The sequence below is a fragment of the Plantactinospora sp. WMMB334 genome (genome assembly GCF_049179095.1).
Classification (GTDB): domain Bacteria; phylum Actinomycetota; class Actinomycetes; order Mycobacteriales; family Micromonosporaceae; genus Plantactinospora.
In genome coordinates, this window is sequence record NZ_JBMHME010000002.1 from 3,912,925 (window position 1) to 3,930,405 (window position 17,481).

At 72.0% G+C, this 17,481-nt stretch carries 15 protein-coding genes; 4 read left to right on the forward strand and 11 right to left on the reverse strand.

Annotation, left to right across the window (positions count from 1 at the left end; genetic code table 11):
- Positions 1-44 precede the first annotated feature (44 nt).
- The 4 genes from ACN27G_RS16680 to ACN27G_RS16695 form a co-directional block, all read right to left on the reverse strand.
- Positions 45-794 (reverse strand): SDR family NAD(P)-dependent oxidoreductase, encoded by a 750-nt coding sequence (locus ACN27G_RS16680; RefSeq protein WP_421493741.1) that lies wholly within the window; start codon positions 792-794, stop codon positions 45-47.
- Positions 795-832: 38 nt separating this feature from the next.
- The gene (locus ACN27G_RS16685; RefSeq protein WP_421493742.1) at positions 833-1,663 is read right to left on the reverse strand and encodes an SDR family NAD(P)-dependent oxidoreductase; all 831 of its coding nucleotides are present in this window, start codon (positions 1,661-1,663) and stop codon (positions 833-835) included.
- 67 nt (positions 1,664-1,730) lie between these two features.
- Positions 1,731-2,354 (reverse strand): NAD(P)H:quinone oxidoreductase, encoded by a 624-nt coding sequence (gene wrbA / locus ACN27G_RS16690; RefSeq protein WP_421493743.1) that lies wholly within the window; start codon positions 2,352-2,354, stop codon positions 1,731-1,733.
- A gap of 311 nt (positions 2,355-2,665) precedes the next feature.
- Positions 2,666-3,136, reverse strand: coding sequence for a MarR family winged helix-turn-helix transcriptional regulator (locus ACN27G_RS16695; RefSeq protein WP_421493744.1), 471 nt, complete (start codon positions 3,134-3,136; stop codon positions 2,666-2,668).
- Between the two features lie 189 nt (positions 3,137-3,325).
- Between ACN27G_RS16695 and ACN27G_RS16700 the strand changes: the two genes are divergently transcribed.
- A complete protein-coding gene (locus ACN27G_RS16700; protein ID WP_421493745.1) occupies positions 3,326-4,258 on the forward strand; it encodes a hypothetical protein in 933 nt (310 codons plus the stop codon).
- A 161-nt stretch (positions 4,259-4,419) separates the two neighbouring features.
- The gene (locus ACN27G_RS16705) at positions 4,420-5,877 is read left to right on the forward strand and encodes a neutral zinc metallopeptidase (RefSeq protein WP_421493746.1); all 1,458 of its coding nucleotides are present in this window, start codon (positions 4,420-4,422) and stop codon (positions 5,875-5,877) included.
- A gap of 60 nt (positions 5,878-5,937) precedes the next feature.
- On the opposite strand, the gene ACN27G_RS16710 is transcribed toward ACN27G_RS16705, so the two are convergent.
- The 6 genes from ACN27G_RS16710 to ACN27G_RS16735 all read right to left on the reverse strand — a co-directional run bounded on the left by ACN27G_RS16710 (position 5,938) and on the right by ACN27G_RS16735 (position 11,721).
- On the reverse strand, positions 5,938-6,663 hold the full coding sequence (locus ACN27G_RS16710; protein ID WP_421493747.1) for an anti-sigma factor family protein: 726 nt from the start codon (positions 6,661-6,663) through the stop codon (positions 5,938-5,940).
- A gap of 23 nt (positions 6,664-6,686) precedes the next feature.
- Positions 6,687-7,208 (reverse strand): sigma-70 family RNA polymerase sigma factor, encoded by a 522-nt coding sequence (locus ACN27G_RS16715; RefSeq protein ID WP_421493748.1) that lies wholly within the window; start codon positions 7,206-7,208, stop codon positions 6,687-6,689.
- A 114-nt stretch (positions 7,209-7,322) separates the two neighbouring features.
- Complete coding sequence (locus ACN27G_RS16720) at positions 7,323-7,919, reverse strand: hypothetical protein (protein WP_421493749.1); 597 nt, start codon at positions 7,917-7,919, stop codon at positions 7,323-7,325.
- A gap of 37 nt (positions 7,920-7,956) precedes the next feature.
- On the reverse strand, positions 7,957-9,318 hold the full coding sequence (locus ACN27G_RS16725) for a hypothetical protein (protein ID WP_421493750.1): 1,362 nt from the start codon (positions 9,316-9,318) through the stop codon (positions 7,957-7,959).
- 1 nt (position 9,319) lies between these two features.
- Positions 9,320-9,856 (reverse strand): type VII secretion system-associated protein, encoded by a 537-nt coding sequence (locus ACN27G_RS16730; RefSeq protein WP_421493751.1) that lies wholly within the window; start codon positions 9,854-9,856, stop codon positions 9,320-9,322.
- Complete coding sequence (locus ACN27G_RS16735; RefSeq protein WP_421493752.1) at positions 9,856-11,721, reverse strand: hypothetical protein; 1,866 nt, start codon at positions 11,719-11,721, stop codon at positions 9,856-9,858. Before ACN27G_RS16735 ends, ACN27G_RS16730 begins: the two co-directional genes overlap by 1 nt.
- A gap of 200 nt (positions 11,722-11,921) precedes the next feature.
- On the opposite strand from ACN27G_RS16735, the gene ACN27G_RS16740 reads away from it, so the two are divergent.
- Both ACN27G_RS16740 and ACN27G_RS16745 read left to right on the forward strand, forming a co-directional pair.
- The gene (locus tag ACN27G_RS16740; RefSeq protein WP_421493753.1) at positions 11,922-12,221 is read left to right on the forward strand and encodes a hypothetical protein; all 300 of its coding nucleotides are present in this window, start codon (positions 11,922-11,924) and stop codon (positions 12,219-12,221) included.
- Positions 12,222-12,241: 20 nt separating this feature from the next.
- A complete protein-coding gene (locus ACN27G_RS16745) occupies positions 12,242-12,886 on the forward strand; it encodes a hypothetical protein (protein WP_421493754.1) in 645 nt (214 codons plus the stop codon).
- Between the two features lie 159 nt (positions 12,887-13,045).
- Here ACN27G_RS16745 and ACN27G_RS16750 read toward each other — a convergent pair whose 3' ends face one another.
- Positions 13,046-17,422: an FtsK/SpoIIIE domain-containing protein gene (locus ACN27G_RS16750; protein ID WP_421493755.1), complete on the reverse strand. Its 4,377-nt coding sequence runs from the start codon at positions 17,420-17,422 to the stop codon at positions 13,046-13,048.
- Positions 17,423-17,481: the final 59 nt, after the last annotated feature.

Sequence of the window (17,481 nt, forward strand, 5' to 3'; positions counted from 1 at the left end):
GGCCGGGGATCGCGCGGTGGCCACCGTTGCTCGTGGCGTGGTCGTTACTGCGGCAGACCTTGGTAGTCGGCGGGCCCGGCGATCTGCCCGCCGTCACCAGCGACCTCGCTGCCGGTGACGAACCGAGAGTCGTCGCTGGCGAAGAAGAGGACGATCCGGGCGATGTCGTCCGGCTCCCCCACCCGACCGAGCGCGACGTTGCTCGTGTCGAAGGTGACACCATCGGTCATGGGCGTCCGGATCTGACCGGGGTGGACGGCGTTCACCCGGATCCCGTGAACGCCCAGCTCCAGCGCGGAGGTCTTGGTCAGACCGCGTACCCCCCACTTCGACACCACATAGCCGGACATCCGTGGTATGCCCTGGAGAGCGCCGACGGAGCCGATGTTGACGATCGACCCGCCGCCGGACCGCTTCATCGTCGGTACCACAGCCTGGATGCCGTTGAACACACCGATCAGGTTCACGTCCAGCGTGCGCTGGAACCGCGCGGTGTCCCACTGCTCCAACGGAGCCGGGTCGGCGATGCCGGCGTTGTTGACCAGGATGTCGACGGCGCCGAAGCGCTCCTCGGTTCGCCTGACGAGGGCGGACCACTCGTCCACCGACCGGACGTCGAGCTGCTCGGCGATCGCCTGTGGTCCGAGTTCGCGGGCGAGGTCCTCCGCCGCCGTGATGTTCACGTCGGCGATGACCACGTTCGCGCCCTCGGTCACGAACTGGCGGACGGTGGCGGCGCCCATGCCCATCGCGCCGCCGGTGACGACCGCCGTCTTTCCCTGTAGCCGTGTCATGGCACGTTCCCCTCTCCCGCACCAGAGGTGCGGGGATCTCATGCGGCGAAGTCGGTTCCCCGGCTGACGGCTTCCCAGGCGGTCCGCTCGTCCTGGGTCCGCTTCGCAGCGGCGTTGAGGCGGTCGAGGGTTTCGTTGCCCATCGGCAGCCGCAGCGGGGTGTCCTCGGCGGCCAGCGCGGTCAGGATCGCCTTCGCGATCTTCACCGGGTCACCGGCCTCCTTGCCGCCCACCTCGTTGACGTGCTCGCGCAGCTTGCGGACCGTGCCGTCGTACGCCGCGATGTGCGGCGACTCGCTGATCGCGGCACCGGCGAAGTTGGTGCGCATCGGACCGGGCTGCGGGATGAGCACCTTGATGCCGAGCGGGTCGACCTCCTGGGCGAGCGCGACGGAAAAGCCCTCCAGCGCGAACTTGCCCGCCGAGTACGCGGACATACCGGGCACGGACAACTGGCCGCCGAGGCTGCTGACCTGCACGATCGCGCCGCTGCCCTGCTCGCGCATGTGAGGTAGGACCGCCCGGGTGAGGGCCACGGGGCCGAAGAAGATCAGTTCCATGAGGGCCCGGATCTCGTCGTCGGTGGTCTCCTCGACCGCACCGATGTGACCCCGCCCGGCGGCGTTGACGAGTACGTCGATCCGGCCGTACCGGCCGACAACCTCCTTGACGGCCTCGCTGACGCGGGCCTGGTCGGTGACGTCGAGTTCCAGCGTGCGGGAGCGCTCCGGGTAGGCGCTGACGACCTCGTCGGCCCCCGCCGTACGCCGATCGCTCAGCACGACCGTGTCCCCTGCGGCGAGCGCCGCCCGGGCGATCTCCCGACCCAGGCCGGAGCCGGCGCCGGTGACCAACCAGATGCCTTCCATGGCGATTGATCCTTTCTGAAGTCCCGACCGCGCCGTGCGGGCGGGAAGTCTGCTGAACGCCGCTCGATCAGGCGACGCTTCCCACCTTGAGGGCCCCCGCGATGCGCACCACACGCTCGGCCTGGTGCCGCGCCGAGTTGCGGGTGTCGTCGTCGATGGAGCCGAGGTCGGGGCCGAACGCCGCGTGGTGCGAGGTGCCGTACGGGTTGCCGTCGACGAACTTGACCGCGTCGGTGTAGCCGGGCGGCACGATGATGCCGCCGAAGTGGTGGATGCTGTTGTACATGGCGAGCAGGGTCGACTCGTGCCCACCGTGCCGGGTGCCGGTCGAGGTGAAGCCGCTGTAGACCTTGTCGGCCAGCGCGCCCGTCTGCCACAGCGACGACAGGGTGTCGAAGAACTGCTTCAACTGGGCGGCGATGTTGCCGAAGCGGGTCGGCGATCCGAAGATGACCGCGTCCGCCCAGGTGAGGTCCTCGGGGGTCGGGGTTGGCACGTCCGCGGTGGCCGCGTGGTGGGCGGCCCAGACCGGGTTCGCCTCGATCGCGGCCTGCGGCGCCAGCTCGGCGACCTTGCGGACTCGCACCTGCGCGCCGGCGGCCTGTGCCGCGTCCGTCATGGTGTTGGCGATCTCGGTGCCCGTGCCGGTCGACGAGTAGTAGATGACGGCGAGCTTGACGTTGTGGGACATGGTGTCGGTGCTTCTCTCTGCGGGCGGGGGCTGGTGCCTCCCGGCTGTCGGTACGGGGTGCCTTGCCGGGGCCAAACGTAGGGCAACTTTGGTGACTCGTCACCTCGAAGTGACAGATGACACATCACCTTTCCGGGCCGGTGAAGCCGGCTACACCGCAAGCGACTAGCGCGCCGGCTTCTGCCACCAACCAGAAATGACGATCACATTGACCGCTCATGGCGGATGACACATCACCCTGTCGTATCGCCCGGATGCCGCACTCGTAAGATCAGACGGTGATGTGTCACCTAACGCGTACGCCGACCTGCTCAGTCCTCGAAGAGTTCGTCCTCAAGGTTCTCCAGCACGGTCTCCGAAACGACCGCGAGGGTGTCGAGCTGACGAGGGCTGAGCACGTCGAGGAAGATCTGACGCACGTACCGCAGGTGCAGTGGCGTCGCCTTGTCGATCACCGCGCGCCCCTCGTCGGTGAGGGCGATGCGCGTGCCACGTCGGTCCTCGACGCAGGTCTGCCGCTCCAACAACCCTCGTCGGATCATGCGCGAAACCTGGTGGATCACCCGGGTCTTCTCCCACCTGAGGGCGTCCCGCAGCTCGAACACGCGCATCGGGCCGTCCTGAGCCAGGCGAAGGGTGCTCAGCACGGCGAAGTCGGCCAGGGAGATCTCCGCGTCGTGGAGCAACTGACGGTTCAGGTGCCGCCGGAGGTCCTCCTGCATGGTCAGGAACGCGAACCACGCACGACGCTCGCGGTCATTCAGCCGCTCAGACTCGCTCATCCCCCCAACGCTACCGCCCGGCCCGGCACAGACGACCGGGCCGAGCAGGTGGCGCGCCAGGGACGACGGGAGGCGGTGCCGACCGGCGGCGGGCCGAAGTCGGCTGAACCGATCCCGGGTCGGGCCCGTGTGGATGCCGAACGGCTTCCGGACCTGGGAGCCGGACAGGAACTGGGAGATCCCGAGATGATGCGCAAGTACGCAGTGCCCTTCGTCGCACTGATGACTGCCGGCGCGGTGGCGTTGACCGCGTGCGGTTCGACCTCGGAGGCACCCGCGCCGGCGCGGGCGTCCGCCCCGGCCGGCGGCGAGGCCACCGCGCCCACGGGCGGCGCGGCGGGCGGCGACCTCGCGCTGCTCTCGGGCACCGCGAAGTCGAACAAGTCGGAGGCCAACACCGGTGACTGGGCGGTGCCGAACGGCGGCGTCGCGTCCGGGGCGGCCCGTCAGTCGTCGCAGCGGTGGGTCCAGTTGACCGCGAGCCGGGCCGGCGACCTCGACCCCGTGGTCGTCAACGGTGCGGGGCTGACGCTCTACCGCTTCGACCAGGACAGCAACAACCCGCCCACCTCGACCTGCGACGGCGAGTGCGCACAGACCTGGCCGGCGGTCACTGTCGCGCCGCGCGGCAAGATCTTCATCGCGGGCGTCAAGAAGTCGGCGGTCGGCACGGTCAAGCGGACCGACGGCACCCTCCAGGTCACCATCGGCGGCTGGCCGGTGTACCGCTTCGCCAAGGACACCAAGCGGGGTGACACCCTCGGTCAGGGTGTCGGGGGTACGTGGTTCGGGGTGACCCCGACCGGTGGCAGGGCCGGCGCGCCCCAGGGCGGTCAGGACGACAACCCGGACACCGGTGACGCGACCGCGCCGCCCGCCACCAGTGCCGTCTTCTTCGACGAGGCCAACTTCGGCGACAACGGCGGCTCCCAGGGCGTGTCCGGCAGCGGGTGCCAGAACCTGCCCCGCCCGGGTGCCCCCTCCTCGGTCGCCGCCCCTGGCTCGCTGAAGATCTGGGCCGGCCCCAACTGCACCGGCCGGGTGCAGACCATCAACGGTGACGTGGCCGACCTCGGGACGATCGGTTTCGACAACGCCGTCGCCTCGGTCCGCTTCAACTGACCGTCCGACCCCCGACCCACGGGTGTGCAGGTCCGGCTCTCTGCCGAACCGGCACACCCGTCGTCGTATCGGCCGGGCCGCGGCCCGGCACGCCCCCGGGGTTGGCCCACGCCGATCGGGGGTGCCGCCGCCCGCGCCTCGACGCCGTGAAGGTGATGAAGATGAAGATGCACGAGTCGCCGACGGCGCGGAGCGGACGGACGCTGACCCGAGGCATGGCGACCCTCGGGGTGGCGGCGGCACTGCTCGCCGGCTGCGTCCGGCCGGTCGAGGGTGTCGGCACCGCCGAGCGCTGGAGCGCCACCCGGATCGCCGGTCTGGAGATCACCACCGGGGCGAGCGGTCCCCGGCCCGGGGTGGTCGACGCACGCCTGGCCGTTGTCGGCAGCGACGGCGGCGAGGCCGACCGGCTCGCCCGCAACGCCGTCGACGACGTGCAGGCGTACTGGTCGCGGGAGCTGCCGGTCACCTTCGGTCGCCGGTTCGCGCCGGTCGCACGGCTCCTCTCGTACGACTCCACCGGCCCGGGTGGCACCGTCTGCGGCGCCGACACGCAAGGGGCGGTGAACGCCTTCTACTGCCCGTCCGACGACACCGTCGCCTGGGACCGGGGGCAACTGCTCCCCATGCTCGACGACTCGTTCGGCCCGATGGCGGTGGTGGCGGTCCTCGCCCACGAGGTGGGCCACGCCGTGCAGTTCCGCCTGCGCACCGTCGACGGACGCACCAGCTCGATCGTCAAGGAGCAGCAGGCCGACTGCTTCGCGGGCGCGTTCATCCGGTGGGTGGCCGAGGGCAACGCCCCACACTTCCAGCTGTCCACAGGCTCGGGCCTCAACCAGATCCTTGCCACACTGTTCTTCATCCGCGACGGCACGGAGACCGGCTTCGAGGCCGAGGGGGCGCACGGCAGCGCGTTCGACCGGGTGTCCGCGTTCCAGTTCGGCTTCGGTGACGGCCCGACCCGGTGCGCCCGCATCGACGAGGCCGAGGTGCGACGGCGGATCACGCAGCCGGCCGGGGACCGACTGACCACGCCCGGAGAGGCGACCGGCACCGTCCCGGCGATCGACCGGGCTGCCCTGTCCGCGCTCCAGGAGACGTTGCGCGCGGCCTTCGACCGGGACGGCGTCACCGGGCCCACGATCAGCCCGTCCGCGCAGGCCTGTCCGGAGGCGAAGGTCACCACACCCGCCGCCTACTGCCCGACCACCACCACCATCGGGCTCGACCTGGCCGAGCTGGCCCGCCTCGGGACCTCACCGGAGCAGGGACAGGGTGGCATCGGTGACTTCGGCGCCTTCGCGGAGGTCGCCTCCCGGTACGCGCTCGCGATGCAGCACGGGGTCGGGTTTCCACTGACCGGGCTGGCCACGGCACAGCGTACGGCGTGCCTCACCGGGGTCTGGGCGGCGACCGTGCGGGCCGGTCGGGGCACGGCCCTGCGGCTCTCCCCCGGTGATCTGGACGAGGCCGTCGCCGAGATGCTGGCACCGCGCAGCCTCATCGCCGCCGACGTCAACGGCGCCGGTGTCCCCTCCGGGTTCGCCCGCGTCGAGGCGTTCCGGGACGGCTTCACCGCCGACACGGCAGCCCTCTGCCTGAGCAGGTATCGATAGAGCCTCGCCACGGCGACCGCAACGGTCGGTACGGCGGGGCCCGACAACGTCGCCGTGCCCTTACAGCTTCGCGACGACGTACACCTTGCCGTCGGTGTTCTCCACCCGGACCTCGCCGACCTCGGCGGGCTCGATCAGCGCGCTGCCGTCGACCGTGGTGCCGTCGGCCGCCCCGTCCTCGGACACCAGCCAACTGCCAGCCAGGACGGCTTGACCGTCCTGGCCGACGACGAGCAGGTGGCAGCGCTCCCCCCGCGGGATCCCGGACACCGCCGCGTTGACCCGTACCCAGCCCGGTGCCGGAGCCACCGCGACGGTGAGCCGGGCGCCCGTGCCCAGGTCGGTCGTGCTGGCGTAGCGGGTGGCCGGGTCGGTGGCGGCCACCGTGGTGGACGGGGCCGGTAGGGCGGCCGTGTCAGGCGTGTCGCCGGTGGTGCGACCGAGCAGGACGCCGCCGGAGACCGCGGCGGCGAGGGCCACCACCGCGGCGGCGCTCAGCAGCAGCCGACGGCGTTGGCGACGCCCGGAGGACTCGCCGCGGACCTGGCGCAGGGTGCGCTGCAACAGCAGGTCGCCGCCCTCCGGCGGGCCGTCGAGCAACATCGCCTCGGGTACGGCTTCGAGGGCGTTCTTCCACTCCTCGAGCGACTCGACCTCGGTGCGGCACTCGGCACAGTCCGCCAGGTGCTGCTCCACCTGCTCGAGCCGCTCCTGGTCGAGTTCGCCCATCAGGTAGCCGCCGATGTCCACGTGGTCACCGGCCGGCGTCGAGCTGTCCGAATTCATGAGGCAGACCCGTTCCACCCGGTTCAGTGCGCCGCGATGTCGCGTAGCGCCCGGAGTGCGTAGTAGGAGCGTGACTTGACCGTTCCCGGCGGGACACCCAACGCTTTCGCGGCTTCCGCGACTGTACTCCCGAGTAGATAGACCTGCTCAAGGACCTCGCGGTGCTCCTGCGAGAGGCGGTTGAGGGCATCCACCACCACCATCGAGTTGACCACCTGGTCGGCGTGGTCGCGCTCGACCGCGACGTCCGTCGGGCTCTCCGGCACCTCGGGAGGTCGCGCCATGCGTGCGCGCACCGCGTCGGTGATGAGGTTACGGACCACGGTGAGCAGCCACCCCCGTACCGATCCCTTGCCGTTGACCAGGCTGTCGGGGTGGCGCCAGGCGCGCACCAGCGCCTCCTGGACGATGTCCTCGGCAATGGCCCGGTCGCGGGTCAGCTGCGTCGCGTACGCGAGCATCGCGCGGCCGTGTTCCTCGTACAGGGATCGGATCAGGGCCTCGTCCGCTACGTCTCGCCGACGATCGGGCCGCAAACCCGCCATGACCACCATCCTCCGTTGCCCCCGCCCCGGCGGTCGTCACCGGTGCGTCCGGGTAACCAGGATGCCTGTCACACTGCGGAATACCGGCAATGCGGAACGAATGTGTTTGTAGGCTCACGTCGGTGAACTTTCGGGCTTTCGGCCGATCGGCGCGGCGGCCTTGCCCCCGTCCGGAGCGACCACGAACCACTGCCCGTCGGCGCCCTGACCGGCGGCCAGACCGGGCACCCGGTCGTCCACGAAGCGGTAGACCGGCCACCCGCCCACGGTGACCTGCCGGGTTCCGTCGGCGCGGGCCACCGCGCCGAGCCGGGCGGGGTCGAGATCCTTGAACCTGACCCTGTCGTTCACCAACACCGGCAGCCACGCGGCCAGACACTGTCCGGTGCAGTTCGACCGCGACGGCGCGGCGCTGTCCCCGTCGAAGCGGTAGAGCGTGAAGCCCTGTCCGTCGAGCACCACCGGGCCGAGTTCGGGGTGGTCGCCAAGTTGGACCGACGCCGGCCAGTAACCCCCGTCCGGGCTGCGCTGCCCCAGATCGTTGGCCGGGTTGGCGGCGCCCGGCTGTGGCGGGGCACCGGTCGAGGTGGTGGCGGCGTCGGGGGCGGGCAATGCCACCGGGTCGCCCACCGTGGTGGTGCACCCGCTGACGAGCAGCGCCGCGCCCAGCGTCAGGGCGCCGAGCAGTCGATGGGAAACAGGTGCCGTCATCTCCACACCAATCCTTTGCTGGGTTCGGGCAGGAGGGTCAACCGCCGAGGACCGGGAGAAGCCGACCGTGCGGAGTGGGACGGTCCAGGTGCAGGCCGAGCACCCCGATGTCGAGTGCGCCGTTGGCGTCGATCTCGAACCGCCAGACGGTGTTCGGCGCGTCGCCGACGACCACCACGGCCGCGGTGCCGTCGGAGGCCGCCGCCACCGCGCCGAGCCGCTCCACCTCGTCGGGCCGCAGCCCGGTGGTGACCACGACCAGGTGGTTCCGGAGCACTGTGGACCGGTGGGCGTCCCCCGCGTTCTCGTCGGGCAGCGTGAGCACCGTCCGCACGTCGACGGCGACCCGGACCCGCTCCGGGAGCAGCCAGGGTGGGGGTGGTGGGCCTACGACGCTGATCGCCACCGACGCCGAGGCGTGGCGACTGATCTCGTCCAGGAAGGCGCCGGCCATGCGCTGCGCCGCCGTCGTATCCCCGGTGAGCGCGACGATGCCGGGCGCGCGTCCCAGGTTGACGACCGTCAGCTCACCGCCGACGGTGCCGACGGTGGCGAGCAGCGGCAACCCGCCGCCGACGCCGGTGCCGGCCTGCCCGACCTCCCGGCTCGGCGCCTCCCAGATCGCACCCTGCTGCCGCGTCCGCCACGGGGGCGGGGCGTTCGGCAGTGCCGGCGCCAGCCGCAGCGACACCCGGTCCGCGCCGACCATCGCCGCGTACACCTGGGGTGGTGACGCCTGCGCGGCGAGCTGCCGCAGGGCACGGTCCAACACCTGTCGTGAGCCCGGCGCCGGTCGCGCCGGCTCGGCCGGGCGACGGCGCCGGACCAGCCGGATCAGCATCGCTACGACGATCGCCAGCAGTACCGCGCCGACGCCGAGCAGCGCCGCCGTGACCGGTCGGAGCCCGAGCACGCGCAGCTGGCCGTCGTCGGCCAGGGCGGCCGGGGGTGCCGCCGTCGGCGCGCCCGGCCCCGGTCCTTCGGCCGACGGAGCCCCGGGCTGCTGACCCGGGTTCGGCATGGCCGACGGTGGCGGACCGACGCGGATCTCCCCGGAGGTCGCGCCCTCGGGCAGGACGAAGACCCAGCCGGCACGGATCGGCTGCGCCGGGTCCGTCAACGTGCGGCCGTCCGGTTGGGTACGCCCCTGGTTCAGCTCGAAGATCTCCGGCCAGCGCCGGCTGTCGCCGAGCACCCGGTCGGCGACGCCCGGCAGCGTCAGCTCACTCTCCGCGCCAGGTTGGCCGGGCACCACCCAGTACGGCACCGACGGCTCGACGGCGTCCGGCTCGACGGCGTCGGCCCGGCCGGGGGCCGACAGGACCAGAGCGGCCACCACGGCCAGCACCACTCCCGTGGCGGTCTTCCGGCGTCCGGCGTACGCCCTGGTCACGGACATCTCACTCGGCCCCGTCCGCGTCGACCGACTCGCGCAGGACGTCCGCCAGCAGGCGCATGGACCGTGGGCCGCCCGGGTTGACCAGCACGTCGAGGCCGGCCGGGAGCAGCCGCACCAGCTCGGCCAGATCGACCTGCCGCCACTGTGGCGCGTCGACCCGCGCCTGGTCGAGCGCGCCGGAGGCGACCACCACGCAGGCCACCCCGTCCGGGGCGGATGCCACGGCCACGTCGCCCGTCTCGTCGAGCGCGACCATGACCAGGCTGTCGCGCAACGTCCGAAGTACCAGGCCGACGTCGGCCCGGTCGGTGGCGACCAGCTTCACCGCCGCGTCCACCGCGCTGGTGGGTGAGTCGGCGTTACGCGGCTGGTACAGCGGGTTGCTCTCGAACCGCCCGATGGTTCCGTCGTCCTCGACCAGCCAGCCGCCGACGATCGTCTCCACCGCAGGGGCCCGCGTCGGCGCCTCGTCGGGTTCGTCGCTGTCCAGCAGCAGCATCCAGTCGCGCCGCACGTCCGTCTCGTCGGACTCGTTCATCAGGCCCTTCCCCTCGGCGTCGGAGTGATCCTTCGAAATTCGCCCTTGCCGTCGTTCGGGTCGTTCGTGCTCTCCACGGCCAGGGTCGCGATGGTCTCACCGGGGTTGGTGAGCAGGCCGTCGAGATCCTGGCCCTGGGTCGCGTGCACCGTGTTGTTCGCCGCGAAGATCGGTCGCTTGTTGCCGAGGTCGCGCATGACGTCCGCGAACTGCTGGCCGGCGTCGCCCGCACTGTTGCCGAAGTTGCAGGAGATCATGGCGATCGCGGCCTTCGGGTTGGCCTCCGCGAGCGCCCTGAAGTTGGGGTCCTCGTTGAGGATCTTGGCCATGCTGGCGCCCGGGACGTTGACCACCTTGCCGTTCGAGAGGGTCACGGCGGCACTGTCCGGGCTACCGTGGGCGAAGATGAACATCGGGTCGCTCTTCAGCCTGCTCCAGGGAGCCGCCAGGAACTCGTTGCCGACGAGGGTGGGCTCCTTGCCGGGTAGTTGTCGGATGATCTTCAGACCCCCGACGTCCATCGAGCCGCCCAGGTTCTTGCCCGCGGCGAGGTTGGCCTTCTGCGCTCCCCAGTCGGTGAAGTTCGCGACATCGGTCGACCTGCTGGGGAAGATGACCCCGATCTGCTTGCCGTTGCTGTCCTTCAGGGGCACTGACTGGACGTCGTCGATACTGAACGTCTTCAGGCGGCCCTTCTGGGTCATCCCTGCCAGCAGCCGGGGGTCGTTGGCGCGCCTCTCATTGGAGATCCTGAGGTCGCGCGCGAAGCGCAGATCCTCGATCTTGTTGCCGATCGACGTGAACACGCCCTTGATGGTCTTGCCGAGGCCGAGCGTGGTGACGGTGGTGTCGATCCCCGCCCCCGGCGTGGGTGCCTTGCCCGCACTCCGGGCACTGGCACCACCCGGCGGACCGCCGAGCCCCCTGATGCTGTTCCTGATCCCCTCCGAGACGGTACCGGGCAGCTTGTTGCCGACACTGCCGGCGACCTTGACGATGCGACTGACGAGCCGCCCGCCCGGCACCAGACCGAGCACCAGACCTCCGGCGGCCAACCCGATCGCGGCGGGGTCTCCGGAGAGCGCCGCCGCCGCGAGGTCGATCGCACCGGAGAGGAAGCCGATCGCCTGGCCGAGCGGCGGGAAGATGAACGAGGCGATCACCGACAGTGCGTCCAGGATCGCGGTGATCCACTGGACGACCGTGCTGCGAAGGAAATCGATGAACGCCTGGAACGCCTCGACGATCTTCTCCCACAGCGAGCGCTGCGGCGCGTCCTTCGCCAACCCCCGCAGCGTCTGCGCCGCCGTCCGGGCGGCCTGATCACGCAACGCCGTCGCCTGGCCCAGCAACGCCTTTGCCTGGTCGAGCGTCTGCTGGGCGTCTGACGCGCGGCTCTGCGCGGCGGCGTCGTCGTCACTGGCCCTGTCCTTCGCGGCCTGGTCCGCCGCCGGGTCGGCACCCAGCGCGGTGACCGCCGCCTGCGCCAGGGCGAGGGCCGCCTGCGCCGCAGCCTGGTCGCCGGATGCCTGCCGGGCCTGGTCGAGGGCCCGCAGCGACATCGCCTGCGCCTCCTCCAGCGACGGCAGGTACCGCAGGTAGGCGTCAGCCGCCGCGGCGTAGGAGTTGGCCATCCGATCCAGGCGTCCGGGCAACTTGCCGATCAGGTCACGGAACGCCTCCATCGCCCTGCCCTGACCGAGTTGGACCTGACCGCCGGAGGCGAGCAGGTCGTGCGCCTCCCGGGTGGTCCTGGAAAGCTCCTGGTAGGCCCGAGTGATCTCGTCGAAGGACTCCGGATCACCGGGTACCGGGTCGGAGTCCACCTGCAGCACGGACCACTCGGCGTCTCCCGGACGCGTCATGACCAACCTCCCCATCGCACCGACCGCTCCCCGCTCCGGCCAATGCCGAGAGCCGACTCGCACACGTAGCCGGCGCGCGATCGGTTCAGCGGAACTGAACCGATCCGATCGGCCGTCCGTGTACGGCGCGGAGTCATTGGCCGGACCGGGAGGAGAGCGGGGATGGGCAAGCGGGGCAGGCTCGACGCCGGGGTGGCGGCATGAGTGTGATCGACGTACCCGGGGCGGAGCTGGAACGGGTGCATGACCTGTTGCAGCGCACCAAGGAGCTGATGGACAGCTCACCGATCAGGTCGATGGGTCCGGTCGTCGACACGCTGGGGCAGCGCGAGTTGGAGGCCGCCGCACGCGAGTTCGAGAAGCGGTGGGGTGACGGACGGTACGTGGTGGCGAAGGACCTCGAAGGGGTCCGCGACGCGGCGAAGGCGGTGGCCGACGCGTTCCGGGAGACCGACGACCAGACGGCAGCCTCCCTCGAGTCGGACGGAGCGACGAGTTGACCGGCGGAGGAGGTACCGCGGTGGCGGTCCCGATCGGATTCGAGCTGCGGACGCCGCAGGACTGGGTCGACTTCTCGGTCGCCGACGAGGCGAGCGAGAACCGCGTCGCGGACGAGGTGTGGCACCGGGCCCGCGAGGGCGGGTTCACCGAGGAGCAGGCGGGGCAGTACGCCGAGCAGCTCCGCCGGTCGGTGCGGCAGGCCCGCACGACCGGTGCGGTGCATGCCGCCGGCACGTTCCAGGTGTACGAGGACGGCGCGCTCATCGCCACGGTGCTGGTCTCGGTGGTCACCCCGCCCGCCACGGGCGACATCATCGGGGCGTTGACCGCGGTGGCGCAGCCCGCCCACGCCGACGGCACCTGGCGTCGGGTGAGCACCGTCCGGATCCCCGCGATCGGCACGGTCGGCCGGGTGCACGGCATCCAGATCGTCACCCAGGACGGCGCCACCATGCGCCGCGCGGTGATGCACACCGTCGTGCCGCTGCCCGGAACCGTGAACGTGCTGGTGGTCACCGGTTCGAGCCCGAATCTCGCGGAGGCGGAGGAGATCTTCGAACTCTTCGACACGATCACCGCGACCCTGACCTTCACGTATCAGGAGGAGGCCGCCGCGCCCACGCCGCCGACGGCCTCCTCGGGGGGGTCGGCGGCTAGGGGGTAGCTGCCGACCGACGTTGGGGGGACACCTGGGGGGGTGTCCCCCCGACGTCGTTCCGGCACCCGGGCTGACGTCGGCGGGGTGTCACCCGTACCGGCGGGCCCCGGACACGGCCGGGTCCGGCCCCCGAACGGGAGCCGGACCCGCTCGTCCTGGTGGCGTCTACCCGGCGCCGCCGAGCCCGGCCAGCAGCTCCCGCAGGGCGGCCGGCTCGGTCCGGGGCACCTGCACCAGGTGCAGCCGGCCGTCCCCGAGGTGGGCATGCACCCGGCCCGGCCGCCCACCGCCGAGCTGGCTGCGGGACAGCTTCACGCCGATCAGCTCACCGTCGCCGAGGCCCTGCGGGCTGAGCAGCGCGCCCTGCCGGTTGCGACGGGCGTCGACGTGCCAGCCGCCGAAGCCGCCGGAGAGACCGTCGATCGAACCACCCATGATCAACCCGAGGCCCTGCTCCGTCCCGACCCGGGCGATCTCGCCGAGGTCGCTGCCGGCGTCGCACTTGAGCAGTTGCTCGGCGTCGTCCAGCACGACCACGGCCGGTCCGGTGCGCCGGTCGAGGGCCGCCGCGAGCCCGGCGGAGGTGAGGTTCTCGCTCGTCACCAGGTCGAGGACCCCGGGCACCCCGGCCAGCTCCCGCAGCGGGGACCGGCGCGGCGCCGCGATCACCACGGGCGTCCCCCGCTCCAGCAGACCGGCGACCATCGTCAGCAGGGTCGTGCTCCGCCCGGACCGGGGTGGTCCGGCCAGGATGAAGGAGGGGTTGGTGCCGAGGTCCGGGCCGATGGCCGAGAGTTCGTCCCCGCCGACCCCCAGCATCGTCCAGAGCGGACCGCTCGGCCGGGGCAGGGTGCTCGCCTGCGCCAGGGTCAGCTCGTCGGGCAGCACGTCGATCCGGAACGGGCGGCCGGCGACGCCTACCGAGGCGTCCCGAAGCCGGGCCGCCTCGGCGATGGCGGCGAGCGCCCGGGCCTGGCCCTGCCCGGAGCTGTCGTCGGTGAGGAGGGCGATCTGCGCCTCCGCCCCGTCGACCGCCCGGATCGCCCGGCCGGTGCCGATCTCGTCGGGCAGCTGGCGGTAGTTGATGCCGACCAGGCTGTAGTCGCTGCGTTCGGTCAGGCGGAGTACCAGTTTGTCGTCGGTCGTCGACGAGATCCGGGTGGTGAACATGCTCCGGTCGCCGGCCATCACCACGTGGATCCCGGCCCCGGCACCCTCGCGCAGCAGGGTGAGCAGGGCCGCCATGACGCTGCCGTTGTCGTAGTCGGCGAACGTCTTGTCGAAGACCTCGAACCGGTCGAGCAGCACCAGGATGTGCGGCGGGCGGTCGGCCTCGGCCGCCCCGGCCCGGTACTCCACCAGCCCGGCCGAGCCGGTGGAGGCGAGCAGCTGCTGGCGGCGTCCCAGCTCCGCGACGAGGCGGGTGAACAGGCGGCCGAGCCGTTCGGCCTCGGTCCGCTGCACCACCGCGCCGCAGTGCGGCAGTTCGGTGAGGGCGAGCAGGGCCCCGTTGCCGCAGTCGACGCCGTAGAGGTGCAGGTCGCGGGTGGAGTGGGCGCGGGCGACGGTGCCGGCGATCGTCCGCAACGCCTGGGACCGGCCGCTGCGGGACGAGCCGATGACGTGCAGGTGCCCCAGCGTTCCCAGGTCCAGCTCCAACGGCGCCTGCTCCTGCTCGGCCGGCAGGTCGACCAGGCCGTACGCCACCGAGGGCAGGTGGTAGCCGCTGCCGCGCGGCGCGGGAAGCTCGGCCACGGTCAGCGTGTCCGGGATCGCCGGCAGCCACGGGCTGTGCGGCCGCTCGATGGCGAGTTGCTCGCTGGCGCCCTTGATGGCCTCCACCAGCACGGCGAGGTCGGTGAGCTCGGCCGACGGCGCGGCCCTGACCCCGGGTCGGCTGGGGCGTGGCCGACCCAGATCCTTCCAGGAGACGGGGGCGAGCCAGGGGGCCTGCCGGACCTCGGCGCGGGCTCCCGGGCGGAAACCGCCGACCCGCCCGGCCTGGAACGGCACGAGTGAGGACTGGGCGAGGCGGACGAAGGCCCGGCCCGGTGTCGACTTCAGGATGGCGGCGGCGTCCGGGGCGTTGAGCACGTCCTGGCTCTCGCTGGTGTCGGTCACCCGCAGGGCGATGCGCAGGTTGGTGTTCGCCCGGATCTCGGGTGACACCACCCCGCCGGGACGTTGGGTGGCCAGCACCAGGTGGATGCCGAGCGACCGTCCCCGCTGCGCGATGTTCACCAGACCGGTCACGAAGTCCGGCAGGTCGCGGATCATCGACGCGAACTCGTCGATGACGATCAACAGTCGGGGCATCGACGTCCGGGTCGGCTCGCGGCGCAGCAGGTCGACGTAGTCGTCGATGTCCTTCGCCCCCGCCTCGGCGAGGATGTGCTCGCGCCGCTTCAGCTCGGCGGTGAGCGAGGTCAGCGCCCGGCTCACCAGGTGGGTGTCGAGGTCGGTGACCATGCCGACGGTGTGCGGCAGCAGGACGCAGTCCTTGAACGCGCTGCCACCCTTGTAGTCCACCAGCACGAACGTCATCGCGTCCGGCCGGTTGGCGACGGCGAGCGAGGCGACCAGGGTCTGCAACAGCTCCGACTTGCCGGAGCCGGTGGTGCCGGCGACCAGGGCGTGCGGTCCGTCGCGCTTGAGGTCCAGGGCGAACGGCCCGTCCAGCGAGACGCCGAGCACCGCCTCGGTGGTCCGGCCTCCGGTGGCCCACCGGGCGGCCACCGCGTCGGGCTCCGGCGGTTCCATGCCGAGCACGTCGAGCAGCCGACTGGAGTCCGGCAGGGCGCCGCCGTCGTCCGCGCCACCGGTGTCGCGCAACGGCGCGAGGGCGCGGGCCACCGTACGCAGCCACTGCGTCGAGAGCAGGTCCGGATGCACCGCCCGGATCGGCGCGGCGAGCGTCCGGGTCACCAGCAGCGACCCGTCGGCCTGCTCGGCGACGACGGCCTGGCACTCTTCCGGCAGCAGTTTCTCCTCGGCGTCGACACAGATCGCGTACACCCCGACCGCGGGCCCCTCCCGCAGGATCTGCGTCACCCCGGGCAGGGACCGCAGCCGGCGTGCCCCGTCGAGCACCACGAGGATGTCGCGGAACGCCCCGTCGGTCCGCTCGGCGGAGCGGGCCGCGATAACGGCGCTCAGTTCGGCCACGCGCCGGGCCATGGTCTGAGTGTCGGTACCGACGGTGGCGAGGGTGTCCTGGCCGTCGCGCGGCGCCGCGTGCGGCAGCCAGCCGACCCACGACCAGCCCTCCTCGTCGCCGGCACCGGCGAGCAGGTAGATCTGGAGATCCTCGGGGCTGTGCAGGGTGGCGGCCTGGGCGACCATCCAGCGGGCCGTGACCCGGGCGACGGCGGCACCGGCGATGCCGACCACCCCGTGCTTGCGCACCGGCACGGTCGCCGGCACGTCCAGGGCGCTCCACCGGACCTCCCGGCGGTGCTCGTCCTGGCTCGGATCCCGCAGCACCACCTCGGACGGCAGGTCGGCGCTGCCGGCGCGCAGTTCGAGAAAGTCGGGGTCGGTGCGGCGTCGTTCCCAGAGGCGGCGCTCCGGTCCGACAGCTATCAGCCGTACGGCGGCGGGGTCGGGGAAGTTGTCCCGTCGGGCCAGCCGCTCGGCGGTCAGTGCCTCCTGCGCCTCGGCGCTGATCCGCGCCCTCTTCGCCTCGTACTCGGCGAGCCGGGTACGGTGGCTGGCCTTTCCCTGGCGTCGGGCGCTGATCTGACCGGCGATCAGCGCCACGGGCGACAGGATGGCGAAGAGCAGGGTCAGCGGGTTGCCGGTGATGAGGTACGCGGCTCCGGAGACCACCAGCGGGGCCAGTACGGTGATCAGCACGAACGGTCGCCGTTCCGGCGGTGACGGCGGCGAGGGAAGGGTGAACTGGGTCGGGCGGACCTCCGGCAGCAGCCGTGGCGGACGGTTGTAGTCCAGCCCGGTGCGGTCCTCGGAGACCTGTAGCGCCGCCTCGGCCCGGACCGGGATGCGCAGTTCCAGCAGGGAGGAGCCGACCGCGAGTTGTCCGCCGGGGGCCCACGCCTGTTCTCCGTCGAGTTCGACCCGATCGAGCAGGAGGTCGGGCTGCTCCGGCCGTAACCGGCAGGTGCCGTCCGGCAGGACCCGGACCGAGGCCGTCACGGGGGCGAGCGAGGGGTCGGTGAGGCGGACCCGGCTGACGCTTCCGGTACCGATGGTGTGCTCACCGAGGTCGAGCTGGTACGTGGCACCGGCGTCGGTGCCGCTGACGACCCGCACCTGCACCAGTCCCGGCGGCGGTGCCGGCGGCTCCGGCACCGGGCGGTCCAGGCCGAGCACCGTGCCCTGGCGCAACGGGGATTCGGCGAGGGTGAGTCGTGGGTCCAGTGGCGCACCGGCGACGAAGATCGCCGGTGGTGTGCCGGTGGGCTCCGGCCGACGCGCGGCGAGCGCCTCGGCGAGTTCCCCCACGGTGTTCTCGGGGGCCGCCTCGACCTGGTATTCGATGACGGCGGTGGACGGATCCGCAACGGTGAGTTGCAGGCGCACGAGGGTCTCCTGGTCGGATGGTCCGTCGGGAAAGACGGTCGGGGCCGCGTGGTGATTCG